The sequence below is a fragment of the Comamonas sp. CAH-2 genome, assembly GCF_009668305.1.
Taxonomy (GTDB): Bacteria; Pseudomonadota; Gammaproteobacteria; order Burkholderiales; family Burkholderiaceae_C; genus Comamonas; species Comamonas aquatica.
In genome coordinates this window covers 215663-237711 of the sequence record NZ_VSWF01000001.1, presented here as the reverse complement: position 1 = coordinate 237711, position 22049 = coordinate 215663, and the positions used below count along the sequence as shown (strand labels likewise).

Here is a 22049-nt window from a genome sequence, read left to right as displayed (position 1 = left end):
CTTGCTAAGCAAGTGCTGGATGCCAATTTGACTAGGAACCATCGGGGTTCTGGAAAGTGTTTGCATGATCATCGGTACCGCGGGACACATTGACCACGGCAAGACCACGCTGGTGCGCGCCCTCACGGGGGTGGAGACCGACCGCCTGAAGGAAGAGAAGGCGCGCGGCATCTCGATCGAGCTGGGCTACGCCTACGCCCCCCTGCCCAATGGTGACGTGCTGGGCATCATCGACGTGCCCGGCCACGAAAAGTTTGTCCACACCATGGCCGCCGGCGCCGTGGGCATCGACCACGCCCTGCTGGTGGTGGCTGCCGACGACGGCGTCATGCCGCAGACGCTGGAGCACCTGGAAATCCTGCAACTGCTGGGCATCCGCCAGGGCACCGTGGCCCTGACCAAGGTCGACCGCGTGCTGCCCGAGCGCATCCAGGACGTGCGCGACGAGATCACCGCCATCCTCAGCGTCACGGCCCTGGCCGGCAGCCCGATCTTTGAAACCGCCGCCGCCCAGCCCGGCGCCCCCGGCGTGCAGGCCCTGCGCGCGCACCTGGACGTGCAGGCCCAGCTGATGCCCCCGCGCCCGCGCGACGGCCTGTTCCGGCTGGCGGTGGACCGCGTCTTCACCCTGCCCGGCCAGGGCACCGTGGTCACCGGCACGGTGTTCAGCGGCCGCGTGGCCGTGGGCGACAGCCTGGTGCATTCGGCCAGTGGCCAAACGGTGCGGGTGCGCAGCATCCACGCCCAGAACCAGGCGGCCGAGCAAGGCGTGGCCGGCCAGCGCTGCGCGCTGAACCTGGCCGGCATCGCCAAGGACGACATCCAGCGCGGCGACTGGATCGCCGATGGCCGCGTGCTGCAGGCCACCGACCGCATCGACATCCGCCTGCACCTGCTGGCCGAAGCGCCGCCCATGGCGCAGTGGACGCCGGTGCACGTGCACCTGGGCACCCAGCGCGGCACGGCCCACGTGGCCCTGCTGCAGGACCAGCCGATCGAGCCCGGCACCGAAGTGCGTGCGCAGCTGGTGCTGGACGCCCCGGTCTTCACCGTGCCCGGAGACCGCCTGGTGCTGCGCAACGCCCAGGCCAGCCGCACCATAGCCGGCGGCCTGGTGCTGGACCCGTACGCCCCCGCGCGCAAGCGCCGCAGCCCGGAGCGCAGCGCCACCCTGGATGCGCTGGAGCACCTGGTGGCCACGCACGATGCCACGCCGCTGGTCGCCCAGGCGGCCCACGGTCTGCCGCTGTCGCAGCTGCAACGCCTGACCGGGCGCAGCTTGGACGGCATCGCCCTGGCTGGCACGCAGCGTATTGCCCTGGCCGACGGGGATGCGCTGCTGATCAACGCCCAGCGTCTGGCCCAGCTGCAGGCCCAGGTGCTGGACACCATCACGCGCTTTCACGACAAGTACCCGGATGAGCCCGGCATCAACGCCGCGCGCCTGCGCCGCATGGCCTGGCCCGGCCTGGTCCATGCGCAGCACGACATGCTGTGGCGCGCCATCATCGACCAGTTGCTGCAGTCGCAGCAGCTGGCCAGCAGCGGGGCGTGGCTGCACCGGCCCGGCTACAGCGTGCAACTGTCCGCAGCCGAGCAGGCCCTGGCCGAGCAACTGCTGCCGCGCCTGCAGGACGGCCGCTTTGACCCACCTTGGGTGCGCGACCTGGCACGCGACACCGGCAGCGGCGAGGAAGTGGTGCGCCAGCTGCTGCGCAAGCTGGCCCGCCAGGGACTGCTGTTCCAGGTGGTCAAGGACCTGTTCTACACCGCCGCCAACATGGACCAGCTGGCCACCATCGTCCAGGATCTGGCCGCCACCACGCCCCACGGCGAGGTCGAAGCCCGCGCCTTCCGCGACGCGACGCAACTGGGCCGCAAGCGCGCCATCCAGATCATCGAGTGCTTCGACCGCCTGGGCTACACCCGGCGCGTGCGCGACGCCCACGTGCTGCGCCCGGACGCGCAGTGGCACCCCCAGGCATGAGCCCGCATCGCCCCAATTGCCGCGCTGCGCTACGCCAGCGCGTTACAATCGGCGCCAGCTTCTTCGGAAGGCAATCGTGCCCGGTGGTGCGGCCGGGCTTCAAACCCGGTGAGGGGTGTTAGCCACTCCTGGGTAGGTTCGACTCCTGCTGCTTTCCGCCACACATCCAAGCCCTGACTCTGCCGGAGTCAGGGCTTTTTTAATGAACCGCACGTTCGTATAAATAAATGAGCAATTAGCGCCTGCTCACTCGGCCTTTCCTTTTACTTTTGCTTGCAATCCAAAGAGAATCAAGCGCTTCGCGCTATGGTTTTAGGCCACCATGTCTTTGCATCTTTCTGACGAAGAGTTTCTGGACTTTCAAAGCTTCATCCATCGCCAGACGGGCATCCAGATGCACCGCGGCAAGAAAGCCTTGATCTGCGGCCGCCTGGCCAAGCGCCTGCAGCAATGCGGCATGCCCAGCTATGGCGACTACTTCCGCTTCATCCATAGCGCGGAAGGCCAGGGTGAACACCAGACCTGCATCGACCTGCTGACCACCAACGAAACCTATTTCTTCCGTGAACCCAAGCACTTTGACTGGCTGACGGATTACCTGCAGGGTCTGTGCCCTGGCACGCAGCCACTGCGCCTGTGGAGCGCGGCCTGCTCCAGCGGTGAGGAGGCCTACAGCCTGGCCATGGTGCTGGCCGAATACAGCCCACGCGCCTGGCAGTTGATGGGCTCGGACATCAGCACCCGCATGCTCGAGCGTGCGCGCACCGGGCACTATCCGATGGCGCGCAACAAGCACCTGCCGCCCGAGCTGCTCAAGAAGTACTGCCTGCGCGGCACCGGCCGGCAGGATGGCACCTTCCTAATCACCAAGGCCCTGCGCGAACGCGTGGAGTTCTGCCACATCAACCTCAACGAGGCCCTGCCCCAGGTCGGTCTGTTTGATGTGATCTTTCTGCGCAACGTGATGATCTACTTCGGCTCGGCGACCAAGCAGGCCGTGGTCAACCGGCTGGCGCAGCAACTGCGGCCCGGCGGGTTCCTGTGCATCGGGCACTCGGAAAGCCTCAACGATGTGCAGCACCCGCTGCAAGCCCTGGCCCCGGCCATCTTCCGTAAGCCCGGCACGGCCGTCTGACGATGAGCATCCGCGTTCTGCTGGTCGACGACTCCGCACTGATGCGCCAGACACTGGGGGCCCTGCTGCACGACAGCCCCGGCATCAAGCTGCTGGCCGCCGTCTCCGACCCGCTGCTGGCCATGAAGCGCATGCAGCAAGAGTGGCCCGACGTGATCGTGCTGGATGTGGAGATGCCGCACATGGACGGCATCACCTTCCTCAAGAAAATCATGCACGAGCGGCCCACGCCCGTCATCATCTGCTCCACCCTGACCGAGCAGGGCGCACAGGCCACCCTGGACGCCATGGCCGCCGGCGCATTCACGGCCATGGCCAAGCCGCGGCTGGGCCTGCGCCACTTTCTGGACGAGCATGCCAAGGAGTTCATCACCACCATCCGCGCCGCTATGCAGGCCAACGTGCGGCGCCTGGTGCCGCGCGCGCCCTTGCCGGCGCCAGCCCCCAAGCTGAGCGCCGACGCCGTGCTGCCGGCCACCGCGCCCCGCCATGCCCTGGCCCACACCACGGAGCGGATTGTGGCGGTGGGCACCTCCACCGGCGGTACCCAGGCCCTGGAGCGCATCCTCACCGCCCTGCCGCGGCTGTCGCCGGGCCTGGTCATCGTGCAGCACATGCCCGAGCAGTTCACCGCGGCTTTTGCCCAGCGCCTGAACCAGCTGTGCGACATCACCGTGCAGGAAGCCCAGAACGGCGACCGCGTACTACCAGGCCATGCCCTGATCGCCCCGGGCGGGCGCCACATGCTGCTGCGCCGCAGCGGTGCGCAATACCGCGTGGAGATTGTGGATGGCCCCCTGGTCAGCCGCCACCGCCCCTCGGTCAATGTACTGTTCCGTTCCGTGGCGCAGACCGCTGGCGCCAATGCCCTGGGCATTTTGCTGACCGGCATGGGCGACGATGGTGCAGCCGGCTTGCTGGAGATGCGCCAGGCAGGTGCCCACACCCTGGCGCAGGACGAGGCCAGCTGCGTCGTATTCGGCATGCCCAAGGAAGCCATCAAGCGCGGTGCGGCCGCCCAGGTGCTGGCCCTGCACGACATGCCGGAAGCCATCGCGCGCTACAACAAAAGGACCGCCTAGGTAAAGCCTTTAACCGCGTGGTCTGCCCAGGATTCTAGGGTTTACCCGGTAAATCTTCGGCTTTGCGCATATCCTCACCGTATACATTTTTTAACAAAAGCGCACACCGGATCATCCGGCACTCGCGCTGCATGGCATGACCCCCCTTTCTTCCAGCGCCTCGGCCGCACGGCCGGCTTCGGCATGTGCGGCTTTTGCCGCACGCATGCACACCTTTGGTGAATGGGCCGGCAGTCCCACCACCTTGGGGATTGCCGCCGGCCTGGGTATCTGGGCGGCCAGTGCCTGGCACCCCGCAGCCGCGCTGGCAGGCCTGGCCTGCAGCGCCTGGGGTGTGCTGGCCCACCGCCGGCATGCCCGGGACCTCCAACAGGTGCATGCGCAGCACAGTTCGCAGCGCCAAGGCCTGCAGGCCTTGGGCCACGAACTGCTGCCACTGTGGCGCCAGCACCTGGGCGCATCCCAAGGGCAGATGGAAACGGCCGTGACGCAGCTGACCCAGCGCTTTGCCAGCATCGTGGACCGGCTGGATCAGGCCATGCAGGCCTCCACCCTGTCCTCGCAGGCAGGGACCCAAGAGGGGGTGCAGGTGTTCCAGCACAGCCAGACGCAGTTGCAGGCCGTGCTGCAGGCCTTGCGCGCGTCGATCGATTGCAACCAGCAGTTGCACCAGCAGGTGCAGGACCTGGAGCGCTACGTGCAGGAGTTGCAGGACATGGCGGCGGAGGTGGCTTCGATCGCCTCGCAGACCAACCTGCTGGCCATCAACGCGGCGATTGAAGCCGCCCACGCGGGCGAAGTCGGCCGTGGCTTCTCGGTGCTGTCGCAGGAGGTGCGCAAGCTGGCTGCCCTGTCCGGTGCCACGGGCCAGCGCATGACCCAGAAAGTCACGGCGATCACGCAGGCCATCAGCCACACCCGCCTTCAGGCCGCCGACACGGCCGCGCAGCAGACTGCATCGCTGACCGCCTCCCAGGACAGCGTGGAGCAGGTGCTGACCCGCTTCCAGGGACTGACAGGGCAACTGACCGATGCCGCGCAGCTGCTGCAGGATGAAAGCCGGGGCATCCAGACCGAAATCGTGCAGTCGCTGGTCCAGTTGCAATTCCAGGACCGCGTCAGCCAGATGATGGGGCACGTGGGCGACAGCCTGCAGCAGCTGGGCGCCCAGTTGCAGTCCGCCCAGGGGCTCGACATCCCCCACCTACTGGCCACCCTGGAAAGCACCTACGCCATGGCCGAAGAGCGCCAGGCCCATGCCGCACAGCGCGGCCAGGCAGCCCCTCCCTCCCCCGCACACGACAGCGATGCCGTGACCTTCTTCTGACCGCCCCTTGCCTGCCTGTTTTCCGAAAGTTGTACCGTGCCCAAGACCATCATGATCGTGGATGACTCCGCCTCGCTGCGCCAAGTGGTGTGCATTGCCTTGCGGGGCGCTGGCTACGAGGTGCTGGAAGCGCGGGATGGCCAGGATGCACTGGGCAAGCTCACCGGCCACAAGGTGCACCTCATCGTCTCCGACGTGAACATGCCCAACCTGGACGGCATCGGCTTGGTCCAGGCGGTCAAGGCGTTGCCGGCTTACCGTTTCACCCCGGTCGTGATGCTGACCACCGAATCCCAGGCCGAAAAGAAGGCCCAGGCCCAGGCCGCAGGTGCCAAGGCCTGGGTGCTCAAGCCCTTCCACCCCACGCAACTGCTGACCGTCGTGCAAAAGCTGGTGCTGCCATGAACGAAGCCGCTGTGTTCACCATCGCGGGCGAGCTGAGCATCTACCGCGCGGCCGAGCTGTGCCAGGCCTTGCAAGCCTGGCTGCCCCAGGCCCTGGCCTGCGGTAATGACGCCGTGCATCTGGACCTCGCCGAGGTGTCCGACATGGACACCGCCGGCCTGCAGCTGTTACTGGCACTGCAGCGCAGCGCAGAAGACGCCGGCGCCCGGCTGGCCTTGCAGTCAGCCAGCCCAACGGTCATGGAAGTGCTGCAACTGACCGCACTGGAACACCTGATCGCGCCTGCCGCGTCCACCGCCCCATGAACCTGGACCACGCCTTGCACACCTTCATCGCGGAAAGCCGCGAGCTGCTGGCCGACATGGAAGCCAGCCTGCTGCACCTGCAGCCGGAGGCGCCCTCGCCCGACGCCATCCACGCCATCTTTCGCGCGGCCCACACCATCAAGGGCTCGGCTGGTTTGTTCGGGCTCGATCACGTGGTGGCATTCACCCACGTGGCCGAAACCCTGTTGGACCAGGTCCGTGCGGCCTGTGTTCCGCTGGATGCCGGCTTGATCGAGCTGCTGCTGGCCTGCTGCGACCACATGCACGCCCTGATGAATGTCGTCGAGGCGCATGGCGCCATCCAGGACCCACAGCTGCAGGCACGCAGCGACACCCTGGTGCAGGCCCTGCACGCCCGCAGCCTGATGTCCAGCAAGTCCGTGCTGCCGCCCCAGACGGCCACCCCCGACCTGCCTGCCGAAACCGACGCCCCCAGCTGCGCCTGGCAGATTGCGGCCCGGTTCGGTCCGGCCGTGCTGCAAAACGGCATGGACCCGCTGTCCTTTCTGCGCTACCTGCACACCCTGGGTCGGATCACTCATACCGAACTGCTGAGCCAGGCGGTACCGAACCTGCAGCAGCTGGACGCCGAGCAGTGCTACCTGGGATTTGTGGTGCACCTGCACGGCCACGCCAGCCAGCAGGAGGTGGAGTCCGTGTTCGATTTCGTGCGTGACGAATGCGAGCTGCAGGTCACGCCGCTCGCATCGCCACATGCTGCCCCCTGCCCCTCACAGCCCAGTGCGCAGGACAGCGCTGATGGCGACAAGCCCCCCGCAAGAGCACTGCCCCATGCTCCCCCCAGCAACACCTGGCTGGATCTTGCCCAGGTCAACGTGGTGCCATCCGCGGAAGCCCTTCCCAGCGCGTCTGCAAGCACGACAGCCCCCCGCCAGGGCGAGCACGCCAGCCTCCGGGTCGATGCCCACAAGCTGGAGCAGCTCATCAACCTGGTCGGGGAACTGATCACCGCATCGGCCGGCGCCACCGAAGTGGCACGCCAGCTGCGCCACAGCGAGATGCTGGAAGCCACCGCCACCGTCGCCGCGCTGGTCGAGCAGGTCCGCGACCATGCGCTGCAGCTGCGCATGGTGAAAATCGGCGGCAGCTTCAACAAGTTTCAGCGCATCGTGCACGACGTGGCACGCGAGCTGGGCAAGGACATCGCCCTGCACATCAGTGGTCAGGACACCGAGCTGGACAAGACCGTGGTGGAACGCATCGGCGACCCGCTGACCCACCTGGTGCGCAACGCCATCGACCATGGGATCGAGCCGGCTGCCGTGCGCCTGTCCAACGGCAAGCCAGCACAGGGCTCCGTGTACCTGGACGCCCACCATGAGTCGGGCCACATCGTGATCGAGATCCGTGATGACGGCGCCGGCCTGGATCGCGAACGCATCCTGGCCAAGGCCGTGGAGCGGGGCCTGATCGAGCCGGGCCGTCAGTTGGCGGACAACGACATTGACGCCCTCATCTTCGAACCCGGCTTTTCCACCGCCACGCAGATCACAAGTCTGTCAGGGCGCGGTGTGGGCATGGACGTGGTGCGCAGCAACATAGCGGCGCTGCGCGGCACGGTTGAGGTGCGCAGCGTGCCGGGTCAGGGCACGACGGTGCAAGTGCGCCTGCCGCTGACCCTGGCCATCATCGACGGTTTCCAGGTGCGCGTGGGCCACTCCGTGTTAGTGATTCCACTGGAAATGGTGGACGAATGCGTGGAATACCTGGGTACGCCGGCGCAGCACTACACCGACCTGCGCGGCACGGTGCTGCCCTTTATTCGTCTGCGCCAGCACTTTGCCCTGCAGGGCCCTGGCAGTGCACGGCCCAACATCGTGGTCATCCAGCATGGCACCCAGCGTTTTGGGCTGCTGGTGGACGAACTGCTGGGCGAAGCCCAGGCCGTCATCAAGCCCCTGTCCCGCATCTTCCGACAGGCGCGGGGCATCAGTGGCTCCAGCATTTTGGGCAATGGCAAGGTGGCGCTGATTTTGGACATTGCCGCGCTGCATCAGCAGGTGTTGACCACTCGCCGCAGGGAAACCATCCCCTTCACGACGACTGCGCCCTGAGCGCCCGACTTTATTACCTCTTAATCCCTTCAAGGACAGGCATGTTTGCAAATATGCGCGTTGTGACGCGACTTGGCATTGGCTTTGGGCTGATGATTCTGATGCTGCTTGGCAGCTCCATGTTCGGGCTGGACCGTCTGCGTTCGGTGAGCGATCTGAGCGCACGGGTGATGGACGTGCACTACCCCCTCGCCTCGCTGAGCCGCGACATCATCGACGCCAACGACCGCACCAAGGTGCTGGTGCGCGACCTGGTGTTCGCGCACACGGATGTCGAGCTGTCCCGCGCACTGCAAACGCTAAATGCCGGGCGTGCCGACGTGGTCAAACACATCGCGCAACTCAACGACGCTGTCCAATCTGCTGAAGGCCGCCGCCTGCTGGAGCTGATCACCCAGAACTCGCACAAGCTCAATGCCCTGTACGAACAGATCACAGCCCTGGCCCAGGCGGACAAGGATGGTGCGCTGGCCCTGATCCGCGGCGAATACACCACCATCCAGGACCTGCAGACCCAGCACCTGCTGGACCTGTCGCGCCTCATCTCCACACGCATGCACGCGGCCAATGTCGAGGCCCAGAGCACCGCCCAGGCCACCCAGCAGATGCTGCTGTACATCGCCGTGGCGGCCATCGTCGTGGCCGTGCTGACCGCCTGGCTGATCGCACGCGGGCTGACACGCCTGCTGGGCGGCGAGCCGGCGTATGCCGCCGAGATCATGAACCGCATTGCCGCTGGCGATCTGGGCATGGAGGTGCAACTGCGCCAGAACGACAGCAGCAGCATGCTGCATGCCGTCAAACAGATGGTCGCCAAGCTGCAACTGGTGGTCGGCGAGGTCAACAGCAGCTCCGAGGCGCTGGCCAGCGCCTCGGAAGAAGTCAGCGCCACCGCCCAGACCTTGAGCCAGGCTTCCAGCGAACAAGCGGCCGGGGTGGAAGAGACCAGCGCCACCATCGAGCAGGCGAATGCCTCGATCACGCAAAACACCGAAAACGCCAAGCTGACGGACAGCATGGCCGCGAAGGCCGCCCGCGATGCCGCCGAAGGGGGCCAGGCCGTCAAGGCCACCGCCACCGCCATGAAGCAGATTGCCCAGAAGATCAGCATCATCGACGACATCGCCTACCAGACCAACCTGCTGGCTCTGAACGCGGCCATCGAGGCCGCCCGTGCCGGTGAGCATGGCAAGGGCTTTGCCGTGGTGGCGGCCGAAGTGCGCAAGCTGGCCGAACGCAGCCAGGTGGCCGCGCAGGAAATCAGCGATGTGGCCACCTCCAGCGTGCAACTGTCCGAGCGGGCCGGCCAGCTCCTGGATGTGATGGTGCCCAACATCCAGAAGACCTCGGAACTGGTGCAGGAAATTGCTGCGGCCTCCGAAGAGCAGAGCAGCGGCATCGGCCAGATCAACCTGGCCATGGGGCAACTGAGCCAGGCCACCCAACAAAACGCCTCCAGCTCCGAAGAGCTGGCGGCCACGGCCGAGGAAATGAGCGCCCAGGCTGAGCAATTGCAGCAAGCCATTGCCTTCTTCCGGCTGAGCGGCCCTGCGGCCACTGCGCTGCACGCCCATCCACCGCGCACAGGCACAACCGCCAAACCCAAGGGCGCAACGCTGGCACGCGGCCCCATGGTGGCCCGCACCAGCGGCAAGACCCTGGACGAGTCTGATTTCGTCAAGTTCTGAGAGGACGGGCATGCACGCAAGCCAATCGTCCCCTGCCACCCCGGCCCTTCCCAGCCAGTACCTCACCTTCTTGCTGGGCGGTGAGGCCTATGCCCTGGGTATCCTGTCGATCAAGGAAATCATCGAATACACGCACATGACCGAGGTGCCGCTGATGCCGGCCTGCATCCGCGGGGTGATCAACCTGCGTGGTGCGGTGGTGCCGGTGATGGACCTGCAGGTCCGCTTCGGCCAGGCCACCAGCGCGGTGAGCAAGCGCACCTGCATCGTGATCGTGGAGCTGCCGGGCAGCGAAGGCCCCCACACCATGGGCGTGGTGGTGGACGCCGTTAGCGAGGTGCTGGAGATCGCCCCGCAGGACATCGAGCCACCGCCGGCCTTCGGCACCCACATCCGCACCGACTTCATCTCCGGCATCGGCAAGGTGCGGGGCCGGTTCGTCATCCTGCTGGACGTGCAGCGCGTGCTGGATCTGGACGAGCTGCAAACCCTCTCAGAATCGCTGGCAGCCACAGAAAACGGTTAAGCTTGTCGTTTTAACGCCACCATGCCATTGACACACTCAGCCCCGTCATCGCTAGGTCTGCAGTCCATCATGGTGGTGGACGACAGTCCCGTGCAGCGCGACCACGCGGCGCAGCTGTGTCGCCAGCTCGGCATCGGCCTGATTTACGAGGCCTGCCACGGGGTCGAGGCGCTGGAGCAGCTGGCCATGCTGCGCCTCAAGCCCGATGTGATGCTGATCGACCTGCACATGCCCGTCATGGACGGGGTGGAACTGATCACGCAGTTGCAAGACAAGGGCTGGAAGATTCCGATGCTGGTGGTGTCCAGCCAGCAGCAGGGCATCCTGAACGCGGTGCAGGAACTGAGCAGCACCCTGGGCCTGCCCATGCTGGGTTCGCTGCCCAAGCCCTTGCGCCAGGAACAGCTGGAGTCCGCGCTGCAGCACTACAGCCAGTGCCTCAAGGGCAATGTGCTGCAGTCCGGCCCGCGGCAGCCGCTGCCCATCAGCACCCAGGACCTGTGCCACGCCATCGACTGCGAACACATCGACGTGCACTACCAGCCCAAGGTCGACATCCGCACGGGCCTGGTGCGCGGCATGGAAGTGCTGGCCCGCTGGACGCACCCCAGCCTGGGCCGCATCCCCCCCGACCAGTTCATTGCGCTGGCCGAAAAGGAAGGCCTGATCTTCGACCTGACGCTGCGGGTGCTGCGCAAATCGATACGCCAAGCCGCCGCCTGGGTACACATGGGCTTCACCCCCAAGCTGGCCATCAACCTGTCGCCCCTGCTGCTGGACAACCCCGGCATCGTGCAGGAGATCACCTCCCTGGTGGAAAGCAGCGCCATCAGCCCATCCCAGGTAGTGCTGGAAATCACCGAAAGTGCGGGTGTGGAACACCTGGGCAAGGCGATTGCCGTGCTCACCCGCCTGCGGCTCAAGGGCTTCGGGCTGTCCATCGACGACTACGGCACCGGTTTCTCGTCCATGCAGCAGCTGGCGCGCCTGCCCTTCTCGGAGCTGAAGATCGACCGCAGCTTCGTGCACGGCGCGCACCAGCGCCGCAACCTGGGCGTGATTCTGGAGTCGGCGCTGGACATGGCCAAGCGCCTGGAGCTGGTCTCCGTGGCCGAAGGCATCGAGACCATGGAAGACTGGCGCCTGTTGCAACGCTGCGGCTGCGCCGTCGGCCAGGGCTACCTGATTGCCCGGCCCATGCCCGCGCAGGACATCCCGGCCTGGCTGCGCAGCCACCGCACCCGCCTGCCCGAATTGCGCCTGCCGCCCTCGCCCGCCCTGGCGCCGGCCCTCACGCCCCTGGATTGAGCACGCACGCTCCTCGGCGATGGCCGCACCCCACCCGCCCAGGCCGTGAACTGGCGCACAATGTGGGGCGCACCTGCGGGTGCCGTCTCTTCCATGCCTCTCAAGCCAACTGCCGTGCTGCGTGCAGCCATTGAATGACCATGACCCAAGCTTCCCCCACCACCTCTGCCCACACGCCCCCCCGCCTGACCTCCCTGTCGCACGGCGGCGGCTGCGGCTGCAAGATTGCCCCCGGCGTTCTGGCCAAGCTGATCGGCCAGAGCACCCTGCCCAAGCAGTTCTTCCCGGACCTGCTGGTGGGGACGGAAACCGCCGACGATGCCGCGGTCTACCGCATCAACGATGCACAGGCCATCGTCGCCACCACCGACTTCTTCATGCCCATCGTGGACGATCCGCGCGACTTTGGCCGGATTGCCGCCACCAATGCGCTCAGCGACATCTACGCCATGGGCGGCACGCCCCTGATGGCGCTGGCCATCGTCGGCATGCCCATCAACGTGCTGCCGCACGAGACCATCGCCGCCATCCTGGAAGGCGGGGCCTCCATCTGCCAGGAAGCCGGCATTCCCCTGGCCGGCGGGCACTCCATCGACTCGGTCGAACCGATTTACGGCCTGGTCGGCATTGGTATCGTCAACCCCCAGCACATCAAGCGCAACGCCGACGCCCAGGCTGGCGACGTGCTGGTGCTGGGAAAGCCCCTGGGCGTGGGCATCCAGTCGGCCGCGCTGAAGAAAAATCTGCTGGATGCAGCCGGCTACCAAGCGATGGTGGCGGCCACCACCCAGCTGAACCGCCCCGGCGCAGCACTGTCGCAGCTGGCCGGCGTGCACGCCCTGACCGATGTGACCGGCTTCGGCCTGCTGGGCCACAGCCTGGAGCTGGCACGCGGCGCGCAGCTGACGGCCCACCTGGACATGCAGGCCCTGCCCGTGCTGCCCGGTGTGATGGAACTGGCACAGCAAGGCGTATTCACCGGCGCGTCCGGCCGCAACTGGGCCTCGTACGGCGACGCCGTGCAACTGGCCAGCCACGTCACCGATGCCCAGCGCGCCCTGCTGACCGATCCGCAGACCTCCGGCGGTCTACTGGTGTCCTGCACGCCCGAGACGGTGGACCAGGTGCTGGACATCTTCCGCAGCAGCGGCTTTGCCCAAGCCGCCGTCGTGGGTCGCATGCAGGCCGGCGCGGCCCAGGTGCACGTGGCCTGACGCCACCGTTCACACAGCGTCCATGCCCAAGCCCCGGGTGACCGCACCCGGGGCTTTTTTGTCTCCATCCTGGGCCGGCTTCAGGCCAGCGTCTTGCGCTGCATCCAGGCACTGGCCTGGTCCACGGCATAGGCCAGCGCACCGTCCGCCGACTCGAACACCGGGGTGAAGGTGAAGAGGCGCTGGTAGCGCGCCGCGCCGGCACCGCTGTCGATGCGCAATTGCGACACAAAGCCCGGCCCGTCCGTGGGCTGTGCATGCGGCACAAAGGTGAAGCGGTCCATGGTGATGCCCGGGTGGGCGGCGGCGGCGTAGGGGCTGTGCATGGCAAAAATCCTGGGTGATCGGGCCACCGCATCGGTGGCCGCACGCAGCCGTCATGGCCGCGCGGGTGTGCAACATCTGAGCGTGTGGAATGCAGCTTAGGCCTGGCGCATGACAGCCTGATTACATAAAAAAAGGAGCGCCTTGCGCAGGCACTCCTTGGTATTCAGCATCCAACGTATTCAAACACCTTGAAATACGTGCGCAGTCCGCTCCTCAAATCGCAGCATCTGCAGTGACCGCCGTGACCCCAGCGGGCAAGGCCGCATGGCCCAGCACCGTGCGGCAGCTCTGCAGCCAGTCGTGCATGGCCGCATCGAAGGTGGTGCGCGGCTGCAGCAGCTGTGGCCAGCGCCGCACACAGGCCTCGATGCAGTTGTTGACCTGCCACAGCGCCTCTTTGTTGATCAGCACCAGCTCGCCCATGCTGGAGGGGTCCTCCTCGAACATGCGCAGCCAGTCCGCCTGCTGGCGCGGGTGCGAACCCGATTCGGCCAGGGATTTTTCCAGCGCCTGCATGCGCAGGTCCACGTACACGCCAGCGCGCCCGCCGGGCAGGGCCTGCCACTGCGATGGGAACTTGCGCTTGCACATCGTCCAGTGCTGGAACACGGCGCCCAGTGTGGCGATCACCTCGCGCACCTCGGCGCTGGTGTGCGTGACCGCCGTGGCCGCGGCCGGCACGGCCTGCGCCAGCAGCGCAAACACGTGCTGCGTCAGCGCTGCGTCAAAGCGGCTGTGGTTCATGCGCAGCATCAGCGACAGGCGCTGGGCCGGCATGTCCGAGAACTTGCTGTAGAACGCCGACACCACCTCGGCCAGCATCAGGATGCGCCCCCAGGGCCCCACCTCGTCGCCCTTGGTGTGGCGCGGATAGCCGCTGCCGTCCAGGCGTTCATGGTGCTCCAGCACGGCATCGGCCACCGCCTGGGGGTAGACCTTGGCGCCCTGCACCACCAGCATGGCGGTGATGGAATGCGCGGCCAGCTGTCGGTGCTCCTGCGGTGTCAGCTTGTGCCGGGGGTTCAACCAGTTGGGCGGCATATAGAGCATGCCCACGTCGTGCAGCAGCGCCGCCGCCGCCAGGTCCGCGCACTCCGCAGGCTCCATGCCCTGCTGCACGCCCAGAAAGACCGCCACCATCATCATCAGCACGCTGTGCTCGAACAGCTCCGGCATCTGGTGGCGCATCACCGTCATCTTGAAGCTGGCCGGCTGGGGCCACTTCAAATGCCGCAGTGCCTCCAGCAGCAGGTGGTGGCGCTCGCCCATGTGCTGCGCCAGCAACTGGCCCAGCGGCGTCGAGCCGGACAGCAGCAGCACCTGGGCTTCCAGGCAGGCGCGGTCCACCGGATTGCGGGTGCTCAGCTGCTCATCGATCGATGTCGCCAGCCGGTGCTGGATCAGCTGCTCGTACAGGCGGCTGTCGATGCGCCCGCCCTTGTCCAGCAGCTTGATGCCGCTTTCGGAGTAGATCGCGCTGTCGGCCACCACCTCCTGGCTGTCGGCCATGCCGGTGACGGCACGCAGGAAGTGCGCGTCGTTGTGCAGGGACGACGCATTCAAAAGCAAGGAGGCAGCATCCGCTGTGGCCGAATTCATCCGTAAAAAGCAAGTTGCGACGGTGCCGATGTTAGTGGATTCCCCAAGTCAAAAAGCCCGCACCGGACTGGGTGCGGGCTTGACAGTCGTCAAAAACCGGCGCTCAGCGCAGCAAGGTCACCCCGGTCTTGGACTGGATCTCCTCGAAACTCACGCCCTCGGCCAGCTCCACCAGGCGCAGGCCCTGGGGCGTGACGTCCATCACGCCCAGGTCGGTGATGATGCGGTCCACCACGCCCACGCCGGTCAGCGGCAGGCTGCAGTGGGGCAGGATCTTCAGGTCGGTGGTGCCATCCTTCTTCTTGGCCACGTGTTCCATCAGCACGATCACGCGCTTGACGCCGGCCACCAGGTCCATGGCGCCGCCCATGCCCTTGACCATCTTGCCGGGGATCATCCAGTTGGCCAGGTCACCCTGCTCGGACACCTGCATGGCGCCCAGGATGGACAGATTGATCTTGCCGCCACGGATCATGGCGAAGGACTGGTCCGAGCCAAAGATGGCCGAGCCGGGGATGGTGGTCACGGTCTGCTTGCCGGCATTGATCAGGTCAGCATCGACCTGGTCTTCGGTCGGGAAGGGGCCGATGCCCAGCATGCCGTTCTCGGACTGCAGCCACACTTCCTTGTCGCCCGTGTGGTTGGCCACCAGGGTGGGGATGCCGATACCGAGGTTGACGTAGAAGCCGTCTTCGAGTTCCTGGGCCGCGCGCGCGGCCATCTGGTCTTGGGTCCAAGGCATGACAGCTCCTTATTGCTTTTCGGTGATGGTGCGCTTTTCGATGCGCTTTTCCGGCGTGGCGTTGTGCACGATGCGGTGCACATAGATGCCGGGCAGGTGGATGTCGTCGGGCGCGATCTCGCCAATCTCGACCACTTCCTCGACCTCCACGATGCAGACCTTGCCGCAGGTGGCCGCTGCCGGGTTGAAGTTGCGCGCCGTCAGGCGGAACTGCAGGTTGCCGCTCTTGTCGGCGCGCCAGGCCTTGACCAGGGCCACATCGGCCACGATGGCACGTTCCATCACATAGGTTTCACCGTCGAATTCGCGCAGCTCCTTGCCCTCGGCCACCTGCGTGCCCACGCCGGTCTTGGTGAAGAAGGCGGGAATGCCGGCGCCACCGGCGCGCATCTTCTCGGCCAGCGTGCCTTGCGGCGTGAATTCCAGTTCCAGCTCGCCCGCCAGGTACTGGCGCTCGAACTCCTTGTTCTCACCCACGTAGCTGGCGATCATCTTCTTGATCTGGCGGGTTTCTAGCAGCTTGCCCAGGCCAAAGCCATCGACGCCGGCATTGTTCGAGGCGATCGTCAGGTCCTTGACACCGCTGTCGCGCAGGGCGTCAATCAGTGCCTCGGGGATACCGCACAGGCCAAAGCCGCCAACCGCCAGCAATTGCCCATCGGCCACCACGCCTTGCAGGGCCGCCGCCGCAGAGGGATAGAGTTTTTTCACGTTGTCTCCTATTGATCTTGAGCCACTTGCAACGATACTACGTAGCTACGTACGTAGTATTTCTTAAAGTCTTACCCACATGAACCTGGACCACCGTTTGGCATTCGATCTGGCGCCCGTCGGGCTGGTGATCTCCCGCAACCGCATCATGGTCGACTGCAACCAGCATGTGTGCGAGATGTTCGCCACCTCGCGCGAATTGCTGATCGGCCAATCCTTCCAGGTGCTCTACCCCTCGGCCGATGAATACGAACGCCTCGGGGCCCACATGGCGCCCATTCTGAATGCCAAAGGCTTTTACGCCGACAACCGCATCATGAAGCGGGGCACAGGCGAAACCTTCTGGTGCCACGTCAGCGGCCGGGCGCTGGACCGCAGCGAGCCCCATGCGGCGGGTATCTGGAGCTTTGAGGACCTCTCGGCCCAGCGCCCCGTCAAGGCCGAACTCACCGGCCGCGAACGCGAAGTGGCCGCACGCCTGCTGGAGGGGCTGACGTCCAAGGAAATTGGCCGGGCCCTCAACATCAGCCACCGCACCGTGGAAATCTACCGTGCCCGGCTGATGCGCAAGTACTGCGCCTCGACCGCAGCGGACCTGGTCCACAAGCTGCTGGCCGGCTGAGGGCCGCCCCAGCCCTGCTCGACCTGTTCCCCGGCCTCGACAGGGTTACAGACGTACTGCCTGATTTCAGCCCCCAGCAGCCAGGGCAGTTGCCCTTCATCACAACCGCCGCTGGTGTAGGCCAATCCCGCGATTTGACCGGGCACCCTTGTTAGTGCCTTGTCGGTCTTCTAAGCTTTTTGCACAGCATGCGCACGAGGCTGCGTCTTTGCTTGTCGACACCCAGGTTCCGTGCCACACCCCGCACTGGCTAAGCGGGCCTGGACTGCCCGACAACCCGCCGTGCCAACGGTGATGAAGACGCTGCCTATGGTGCAGCTAAGAAAAATCAATAGCAAAAATCGCCCGCTTTGCTTGCAAGCAAGGATAATTCGAGGCATCAATTGCAAACAGCTATTGATTTAATAAGTTTAATATCGATTATTAATTGATATTGCACTCCCGAAACCGTCGACTTGTCGGCCTCGCAGAAACGGAGATTCCCCATGACCACTGAATCCAAGTGCCCCTTCCACCAAACCAACAGCGGCACCGCTGCCAAGGGCGGTGGCACCACCAACCGTGACTGGTGGCCGAACCAGCTGCGCGTGGATCTGCTGAGCCAACACTCCGCCAAAAGCAACCCCATGGACGAAGGCTTCGACTATGCACAAGCCTTCCAGCAACTGGACTACGAGGGCCTCAAGCGCGACCTGCGCGCGCTGATGACCGACTCCCAGGACTGGTGGCCTGCCGACTTCGGCCACTATGGTCCCCAGTTCATCCGCATGGCCTGGCACGCCGCCGGCACCTACCGCATGCAGGATGGCCGTGGAGGTGCTGGACGCGGCCAGCAACGCTTCGCCCCGCTGAACAGCTGGCCTGACAACGTCAACATCGACAAGTCGCGCCGCCTGCTGTGGCCCATCAAGCAGAAATACGGCAACAAGATTTCCTGGGGCGATCTGATGATCCTGTGCGGCAACGTCGCACTGGAGACCATGGGCTTTCGCACGTTCGGTTTTGCCGGTGGTCGCGTCGACACCTGGGAACCCGATCAGGATGTGTACTGGGGTGCGGAAAAGGAATGGCTGGCCACCAGCGACAAACCCAACAGCCGCTACAGCGGTGACCGCGATCTGGAGAACCCGCTGGCTGCGGTGCAGATGGGCCTGATCTACGTCAACCCCGAAGGCCCGGACGGCAATGGCGACCCACTGTCGGCCGCCCGCGACATCCGCGAGACCTTTGCCCGCATGGCCATGGACGATGAAGAGACCGTCGCCCTGATCGCCGGTGGTCACACCTTCGGCAAGACCCACGGCGCAGGGCCAGCCAGCCACGTCGGCACCGACCCCGAGGCTTCCGGCCTGGAAGCCCAGGGCCTGGGTTGGGCCAGCAGCTTTGGCAGCGGCCACGGTGGCGACACCATCACCTCCGGCCTGGAAGTGACCTGGACGCAAACCCCCGCACAGTGGAGCAACTACTTCTTCGAGAACCTGTTCAAGTACGAGTGGGTCAAGACCCACAGCCCCGCCGGCGCCATCCAGTGGGTGGCCAAGGATGCCGGTGACGTCATCCCCGACGCCCATGGTGGACCCAACAAGAAGCCCACCATGCTGACCACCGACCTGTCGCTGCGCATGGACCCGGCCTACGAAAAGATTTCGCGCCGCTTCCTGGAAAATCCCCAGGCTTTTGCCGAAGCCTTTGCCCGCGCCTGGTTCAAGCTGACCCACCGCGACATGGGCCCGCGTGCACGCTACCTGGGCCCCGAAGTGCCCAAGGAAGAGCTGGTCTGGCAGGACCCTGTGCCCGCCGTCAACCACCCGCTGGTGAATGCCGCCGACGTGGCCGCACTGAAGGCCAAGCTGCTGGCCTCCGGCCTGAGCGTGCAGGAACTGGTGGGCACGGCCTGGGCCGCGGCTTCGACCTTCCGGGGTTCGGACATGCGCGGCGGCGCCAACGGGGCCCGCATCCGCCTGGCCCCGCAAAGGGACTGGGCCGTCAACCACCCTGTGCAGCTGGCCAAGGTCCTGGCCGTGCTGGAAGGCATCCAGCGCGAGTTCAACAAAGCTGCCGAGGGCGACAAGCGCATCTCCTTGGCCGACCTGATCGTGCTGGGTGGCTGCGCCGGTGTGGAACAGGCCGCCGCCGATGCCGGCACGCAGATCTCGGTACCGTTCACCCCCGGTCGCACCGACGCCAGTGCCGAGCAAACCGATGCCGCATCGTTCGATGTGCTGGAGCCTGTGGCCGATGGCTTCCGCAACTTCCAGAAGCAGGCGTTCGCAGCGCCTGCCGAGGCCTTGCTGATCGACAAGGCACAACTGCTGACGCTGACCGCCCCCGAAATGACGGTGCTGCTCGGCGGCCTGCGTGCCATCAACATCAACACCGATGGCAGTGAGCACGGTGTGCTGACCGCGACACCCGGCAAGCTGACGAACGATTTCTTCGTCAACCTGCTGGACATGGGCACCCAGTGGAAGGCGCTGGACGATGGCACCTACGAAGGCGTGTGCCGCAAGACCGGCGCCAAGAAGTGGACCGGTACCCGTGTGGACCTGGTGTTTGGCTCCAACGCCATCCTGCGCGCACTGGCCGAGGTGTATGCCGAAGCAGGTTCCAGCAGCAAGTTCATCCACGACTTCGTGGCCGCCTGGACCAAGGTCATGGAACTGGACCGCTTTGACCTGAAGAAGTGAGACACCACACTGGGGCACCGGCCCCAGCGCTGCCCCGCTCCTGCCGCGCCCTTCGGGGCGCTTTTTCTTGGCAGCGTACACCTACGGTGCCAGGCAGCGCGCGGTTTGCCCTGTATCAAGCCAGGCTGCCACAGCGGGCCACGCACCGCGCCTGGCTTGAACTGCCCTCCGTTTCTGGCGTATGGTGGACCTGTGCACCACCGCTGCACAGGCCTGTCCGAGGGTGGTGTGCTCTCCTGTAACACAGGGACAGGCCCGGATCCTCATTCATGCAGATCACTTTTCATGGTGCCGCCCAGCAAGTCACGGGATCGTGTTTTCTGGTGGAGGCGGCGGACTGCCGTTTCCTGATTGATTGCGGCATGGTTCAGGGCAATCGCGAAGCCCGGGAACGCAATTACGAACCCTTTGCCTTCGACCCGCGACGCATCGATTTTGTGCTGCTGACCCATGCGCACATCGACCACAGCGGCATGCTGCCGCGGCTGGCCATGCAGGGCTTCAACGGGCCAATCTTCACCACGCCGGCCACCCTGGACCTGGTCGACGTCCTGCTCAAGGACAGCGCCCACATCCAGGAAACGGATTTTGAACGCAGCACCCAGCGGGCCAGCAAGCCCAACGGGCGGCACCGCCACCACAAGATAATGCCACCGCTGTACACGCTGCGCGATGTGAACCACTGCCTGCGGCTGTTCCACACCGTGGACTACGACACCGAGTTCTCACCGCATGCCTCGGCCAAGGTGCGCTTTCGTGACGCGGGGCACATCCTGGGCTCGGCCATCCTGGAAGTCTGGCTCACCGACGAGCAGGGGCGCACCCGCAAGCTGGTGGCCAGCGGCGACCTGGGGCAGCCGGGGCGGCCCATCCTGCGCGACCCCACGCCGATTGACAGTGCCGATGTGCTGCTGATCGAGTCCACCTATGGCGACCGCCTGCACAAGGACATGCCGTCCACGCTCGACGAGCTGGTCGAGGTGGTCCAGCGCACGGTCGCCAAGGGCAATGTGGTGATTCCCGCCTTCGCCGTCGGCCGCACCCAGGAGCTGATCTATGAATTCCTGAAGCTGTCCTCGCAGGGGCGGCTGGGGCCGCTGGACATCTTCATCGACTCGCCGATGGCGATTGCCGCCACGGAAGTCACCCGCAAGCATTTCACCCTGTTTGACGACGAAGCCCGCGAGCTGTTTGCGCAGGCCAAGCAGCTGACCCAGCAGCTGCGCATCCATTTCGTGAGCGATGTCCAGGACTCGATCAAGCTGACGCGCGTGCGGTCCGGGGCCGTCATCATCTCGGCCAGCGGCATGTGCGATGCCGGGCGGGTGATCCACCACCTGCACCAGAACCTGGGACGCCGCGAATGCGCCGTGGTGATTGCCGGCTTCCAGGCCCAGGGCACACTGGGGCGGCGGCTGGTCGATGGCGAACGCCATGTGCGCCTGCTGGGCGACGACATCGAGGTCCAGGCCACGGTCCACACCCTGGGCGGCTTCTCGGCCCACGCCGACCAACGGGCGCTGCTGGACTGGGCACGGGCTTTTGAACGGCCACCGGCCAAGGCCTATGTCATCCATGGCGAGGCCCAGGCCTCGCAGGCACTGGCCTCGGCACTGCGCCAGCAACAGGGCTGGGGCACCAGCGAGGTGGTCGTGCCCAGCCACGGTAGCGCGTACGCCCTGTGAGCGCCATGCCAGTGGCCTGGCGCTGAGGGCAAGCCGCCTGGGCCCGGACGGTACGCTCCACGGTGGCAGGCACGGTATCAGCGCCGGGACTCGGCCGTGCCCTCAGTTCAGCGCCAGATCGTCGTCCACAGCCACCTGCAGGTGCAGGATGGTGAAGTACAGGGCCACATCGCCCTGCTGGTCGATGAACGTGCCCACCGCTCGCTGCAGGCGACCGGCAATGCACAGGCATTCGGTCGCCTCCGGGCGGCCGCCCTGGATGCGCGGGGTCGTCAACAGTGCCAGATGGTGGTCACGCCCGAATTCATGCACCACCTCCAGCGCCTGGCCGTGCACAGGGGGAATGGCCTCGTTGGCCCAGCTCCAGACAAAGCTGCCTTCGCGCTCGCTGGTCGTGCCCACCAGGCAGACGGTGGCCACCACTTCGTGCAATGGCCCTTCAAACACCAGCAGCGCACGCTCCAGATCCCAGCGGTAGGCCGGGTGGCCCTGCAGGCCAAACTGACGTGGCCATTCCGCGTTGCGGGCCACCATGGTCTCGACCGCCTCGCGGCTCCAGGCCGCCCAATCGGTCGCTTCGTGTGCGTCACTCATTCCAGATTC

The 22049-nt window shown here is 65.8% G+C and carries 19 protein-coding genes and 1 tRNA gene; 15 read left to right on the top strand and 5 right to left on the bottom strand.

Annotated elements, in window-relative coordinates; translation table 11 throughout:
• Positions 1-64 precede the first annotated feature (64 nt).
• The 12 genes from selB to selD all read left to right on the top strand — a co-directional run bounded on the left by selB (position 65) and on the right by selD (position 13073).
• Positions 65-1987, top strand: coding sequence for a selenocysteine-specific translation elongation factor (gene selB / locus FYM52_RS01060; RefSeq protein WP_154162734.1), 1923 nt, complete (start codon positions 65-67; stop codon positions 1985-1987).
• Between the two features lie 65 nt (positions 1988-2052).
• Positions 2053-2148: transfer RNA gene (locus FYM52_RS01055), tRNA-Sec, on the top strand.
• A 161-nt stretch (positions 2149-2309) separates the two neighbouring features.
• Positions 2310-3122 carry a protein-glutamate O-methyltransferase CheR gene (locus tag FYM52_RS01050; protein ID WP_154162733.1) on the top strand — a complete coding sequence of 271 codons (813 nt, stop codon included), beginning with the start codon at positions 2310-2312 and terminating at the stop codon, positions 3120-3122.
• A gap of 2 nt (positions 3123-3124) precedes the next feature.
• Positions 3125-4204 (top strand): chemotaxis response regulator protein-glutamate methylesterase, encoded by a 1080-nt coding sequence (locus tag FYM52_RS01045; protein ID WP_154162732.1) that lies wholly within the window; start codon positions 3125-3127, stop codon positions 4202-4204.
• Between the two features lie 136 nt (positions 4205-4340).
• Complete coding sequence (locus FYM52_RS01040) at positions 4341-5531, top strand: methyl-accepting chemotaxis protein (RefSeq protein WP_154162731.1); 1191 nt, start codon at positions 4341-4343, stop codon at positions 5529-5531.
• A 36-nt stretch (positions 5532-5567) separates the two neighbouring features.
• Positions 5568-5936, top strand: coding sequence for a response regulator (locus FYM52_RS01035; RefSeq protein WP_162524611.1), 369 nt, complete (start codon positions 5568-5570; stop codon positions 5934-5936).
• Entirely contained in the window at positions 5933-6241 is a 309-nt protein-coding gene (locus tag FYM52_RS01030; RefSeq protein ID WP_154162730.1) for an STAS domain-containing protein, read from the top strand. Before FYM52_RS01035 ends, FYM52_RS01030 begins: the two co-directional genes overlap by 4 nt.
• The gene (locus tag FYM52_RS01025; RefSeq protein ID WP_154162729.1) at positions 6238-8337 is read left to right on the top strand and encodes a chemotaxis protein CheA; all 2100 of its coding nucleotides are present in this window, start codon (positions 6238-6240) and stop codon (positions 8335-8337) included. Before FYM52_RS01030 ends, FYM52_RS01025 begins: the two co-directional genes overlap by 4 nt.
• A gap of 53 nt (positions 8338-8390) precedes the next feature.
• The gene (locus tag FYM52_RS01020; RefSeq protein WP_154162896.1) at positions 8391-10025 is read left to right on the top strand and encodes a methyl-accepting chemotaxis protein; all 1635 of its coding nucleotides are present in this window, start codon (positions 8391-8393) and stop codon (positions 10023-10025) included.
• Between the two features lie 10 nt (positions 10026-10035).
• Positions 10036-10551 (top strand): chemotaxis protein CheW, encoded by a 516-nt coding sequence (locus tag FYM52_RS01015; RefSeq protein ID WP_154162728.1) that lies wholly within the window; start codon positions 10036-10038, stop codon positions 10549-10551.
• 21 nt (positions 10552-10572) lie between these two features.
• Positions 10573-11859, top strand: a complete 1287-nt coding sequence (locus tag FYM52_RS01010; RefSeq protein ID WP_154162727.1) for an EAL domain-containing protein — start codon at positions 10573-10575, stop codon at positions 11857-11859.
• Between the two features lie 140 nt (positions 11860-11999).
• The gene (selD, locus tag FYM52_RS01005; RefSeq protein WP_154162726.1) at positions 12000-13073 is read left to right on the top strand and encodes a selenide, water dikinase SelD; all 1074 of its coding nucleotides are present in this window, start codon (positions 12000-12002) and stop codon (positions 13071-13073) included.
• Between the two features lie 80 nt (positions 13074-13153).
• On the opposite strand, the gene FYM52_RS01000 is transcribed toward selD, so the two are convergent.
• The 4 genes from FYM52_RS01000 to FYM52_RS00985 form a co-directional block, all read right to left on the bottom strand.
• On the bottom strand, positions 13154-13399 hold the full coding sequence (locus tag FYM52_RS01000; protein WP_154162725.1) for a hypothetical protein: 246 nt from the start codon (positions 13397-13399) through the stop codon (positions 13154-13156).
• 214 nt (positions 13400-13613) lie between these two features.
• Entirely contained in the window at positions 13614-14999 is a 1386-nt protein-coding gene (locus tag FYM52_RS00995) for an HD-GYP domain-containing protein (protein ID WP_154162724.1), read from the bottom strand.
• Between the two features lie 103 nt (positions 15000-15102).
• Positions 15103-15741: a 3-oxoacid CoA-transferase subunit B gene (locus tag FYM52_RS00990; RefSeq protein WP_043377995.1), complete on the bottom strand. Its 639-nt coding sequence runs from the start codon at positions 15739-15741 to the stop codon at positions 15103-15105.
• Positions 15742-15750: 9 nt separating this feature from the next.
• Positions 15751-16452: a CoA transferase subunit A gene (locus FYM52_RS00985; protein WP_043377998.1), complete on the bottom strand. Its 702-nt coding sequence runs from the start codon at positions 16450-16452 to the stop codon at positions 15751-15753.
• 79 nt (positions 16453-16531) lie between these two features.
• Here FYM52_RS00985 and FYM52_RS00980 point away from each other — a divergent pair, with 79 nt between their 5' ends.
• The 3 genes from FYM52_RS00980 (at position 16532) to FYM52_RS00970 (ending at position 21446) form a co-directional block, all read left to right on the top strand.
• Complete coding sequence (locus FYM52_RS00980) at positions 16532-17074, top strand: PAS and helix-turn-helix domain-containing protein (RefSeq protein WP_042412684.1); 543 nt, start codon at positions 16532-16534, stop codon at positions 17072-17074.
• 485 nt (positions 17075-17559) lie between these two features.
• Complete coding sequence (katG, locus tag FYM52_RS00975; RefSeq protein ID WP_154162723.1) at positions 17560-19761, top strand: catalase/peroxidase HPI; 2202 nt, start codon at positions 17560-17562, stop codon at positions 19759-19761.
• A gap of 269 nt (positions 19762-20030) precedes the next feature.
• Positions 20031-21446: an MBL fold metallo-hydrolase RNA specificity domain-containing protein gene (locus FYM52_RS00970; RefSeq protein WP_154162722.1), complete on the top strand. Its 1416-nt coding sequence runs from the start codon at positions 20031-20033 to the stop codon at positions 21444-21446.
• Between the two features lie 102 nt (positions 21447-21548).
• Here FYM52_RS00970 and FYM52_RS00965 read toward each other — a convergent pair whose 3' ends face one another.
• Positions 21549-22040: a DUF6882 domain-containing protein gene (locus tag FYM52_RS00965; protein WP_045266673.1), complete on the bottom strand. Its 492-nt coding sequence runs from the start codon at positions 22038-22040 to the stop codon at positions 21549-21551.
• Between the last annotated feature and the right edge of the window lie 9 nt (positions 22041-22049).

Coding starts and splice junctions, on each gene's coding strand:
- selB (WP_154162734.1), top strand. CDS start 65: ATGATCATCGGTACCGCGGGACACATTGACCACGGCAAGACCACGCTG.
- FYM52_RS01050 (WP_154162733.1), top strand. CDS start 2,310: ATGTCTTTGCATCTTTCTGACGAAGAGTTTCTGGACTTTCAAAGCTTC.
- FYM52_RS01045 (WP_154162732.1), top strand. CDS start 3,125: ATGAGCATCCGCGTTCTGCTGGTCGACGACTCCGCACTGATGCGCCAG.
- FYM52_RS01040 (WP_154162731.1), top strand. CDS start 4,341: ATGACCCCCCTTTCTTCCAGCGCCTCGGCCGCACGGCCGGCTTCGGCA.
- FYM52_RS01030 (WP_154162730.1), top strand. CDS start 5,933: ATGAACGAAGCCGCTGTGTTCACCATCGCGGGCGAGCTGAGCATCTAC.
- FYM52_RS01025 (WP_154162729.1), top strand. CDS start 6,238: ATGAACCTGGACCACGCCTTGCACACCTTCATCGCGGAAAGCCGCGAG.
- FYM52_RS01020 (WP_154162896.1), top strand. CDS start 8,391: ATGCGCGTTGTGACGCGACTTGGCATTGGCTTTGGGCTGATGATTCTG.
- FYM52_RS01015 (WP_154162728.1), top strand. CDS start 10,036: ATGCACGCAAGCCAATCGTCCCCTGCCACCCCGGCCCTTCCCAGCCAG.
- FYM52_RS01010 (WP_154162727.1), top strand. CDS start 10,573: ATGCCATTGACACACTCAGCCCCGTCATCGCTAGGTCTGCAGTCCATC.
- selD (WP_154162726.1), top strand. CDS start 12,000: ATGACCCAAGCTTCCCCCACCACCTCTGCCCACACGCCCCCCCGCCTG.
- FYM52_RS01000 (WP_154162725.1), bottom strand. CDS start 13,399: ATGCACAGCCCCTACGCCGCCGCCGCCCACCCGGGCATCACCATGGAC.
- FYM52_RS00995 (WP_154162724.1), bottom strand. CDS start 14,999: ATGAATTCGGCCACAGCGGATGCTGCCTCCTTGCTTTTGAATGCGTCG.
- FYM52_RS00990 (WP_043377995.1), bottom strand. CDS start 15,741: ATGCCTTGGACCCAAGACCAGATGGCCGCGCGCGCGGCCCAGGAACTC.
- FYM52_RS00980 (WP_042412684.1), top strand. CDS start 16,532: ATGAACCTGGACCACCGTTTGGCATTCGATCTGGCGCCCGTCGGGCTG.
- katG (WP_154162723.1), top strand. CDS start 17,560: ATGACCACTGAATCCAAGTGCCCCTTCCACCAAACCAACAGCGGCACC.
- FYM52_RS00970 (WP_154162722.1), top strand. CDS start 20,031: ATGCAGATCACTTTTCATGGTGCCGCCCAGCAAGTCACGGGATCGTGT.
- FYM52_RS00965 (WP_045266673.1), bottom strand. CDS start 22,040: ATGAGTGACGCACACGAAGCGACCGATTGGGCGGCCTGGAGCCGCGAG.